Raw genomic sequence first — 1,502 nt, 5'->3', positions numbered from 1 at the left:
TTCAGTAATCAAAATTTCCGAACGTTACATTCATTTTTATCATTTTTACAAATCAGAACATCTATCCAATACTTTTTTTAGTTGTTTGCTGACGGCTTATAAAAAGTCGTGAAACCAGATGGAATGAGAGGAAGCTAGCATGACGCACATCGATATCGGCATTGATAGAGAGCACCGATTAAGCACCGCAGAGGGCTTGAAGCAGCTCTTGGCAGATTCTTACACGCTCTATCTGCAAACGCACAACTTCCACTGGAATGTGGAAGGCCCGAACTTCAGAGAACTGCATCTCATGTTCGAAGAACACTACACCGAACTTGCGACGGCTGTAGACGAGATTGCCGAGCGCATACGCACACTGGACGTTCCCGCACCCGGCACGTTTAAAGAGTTCGCCAAACTCAGTGTAATTGAAGAGGTTGAAGGCGTTCCAAGCGCGACGGAAATGGTCGACATACTCACACACAATCACGAACAAGTCGTAAAGACCGCACGTAAAGTGTTAAAGCTAGCCCAACAAGCGGATGACGAATCTAGCGTGGCGTTGGTGTCGGACAGAATGCGCATCCATGAAAAAACAGCATGGATGTTACGATCGCTGCAGAAATAACGCCGAGCGAAACGACCTAAGGATAATGCTCTGTATTAAAACATCAGTAATTAATAACGGATGCCCGTGTTTGTTCACCAGTTGTAACGACTAGCACTCGCAAAACGCAAGAATGGGAGAATTAACATGACACAACAAAATGCGCATTCCGCAGGCAAATGCCCCGTAATGCATGGCTCCATGACCACCAATGACAGAACAGAAAAGAACTGGTGGCCGAAGTCGCTCAACCTAGACATTTTGCATCAACACGACGCTAAAACAAGTCCAATGCCGAGTGATTTTGATTACCAAGAAGAAGTCAAAAAACTCGATTTCGCTGCACTCAAACAAGACCTCATCGCACTAATGACCGATAGCCAAGAATGGTGGCCTGCTGACTGGGGACATTATGGCGGCTTGATGATTCGTATGTCATGGCATGCGGCAGGGACTTATCGAATCGCAGATGGTCGCGGCGGTGCGGGCACCGGTAATTTACGTTTTGCCCCGCTAAATTCATGGCCAGATAACGCTAATCTCGACAAAGCAAGACGTATCCTTTGGCCGATTAAGAAAAAATACGGCAACCAACTGAGCTGGGCCGATCTCATTGCGTATGCCGGTACGATGGCTTATGAATCCATGGGGTTGAAAACGTTCGGCTTCGGATTCGGGCGCGAAGACATCTGGCACCCAGAAAAGGACATTTATTGGGGCTCAGAAAAAGAATGGCTGGCACCTACCAACAACCCTAACAGTCGCTACTCAGGTGAACGGGATTTAGAGAACCCACTCGCCGCTGTGATGATGGGCTTAATTTATGTCAACCCAGAAGGCGTCGATGGACAGCCGGATCCACTCAAAACCGCGCACGACGTACGAATTACGTTCGCTCGAATGGCAATGAATG

2 protein-coding genes are annotated in these 1,502 nt (G+C 47.7%); both read left to right on the top strand.

What is annotated here, in order from left to right; translation table 11 throughout:
* Positions 1 to 139 precede the first annotated feature (139 nt).
* Positions 140 to 610: a Dps family protein gene (locus R7Q47_RS24180; RefSeq protein WP_005457571.1), complete on the top strand. Its 471-nt coding sequence runs from the start codon at positions 140 to 142 to the stop codon at positions 608 to 610.
* A gap of 126 nt (positions 611 to 736) precedes the next feature.
* On the top strand, positions 737 to 1,502 hold a 766-nt coding region (locus R7Q47_RS24175; RefSeq protein ID WP_318089732.1), incomplete at its 3' end, for a peroxidase family protein.

It is taken from the genome of Vibrio sp. Vb0349, assembly GCF_033338975.1.
The sequence above is the reverse complement of the archived record's forward strand: the minus strand, read 5'-3'. Positions and strand labels throughout refer to the sequence as shown.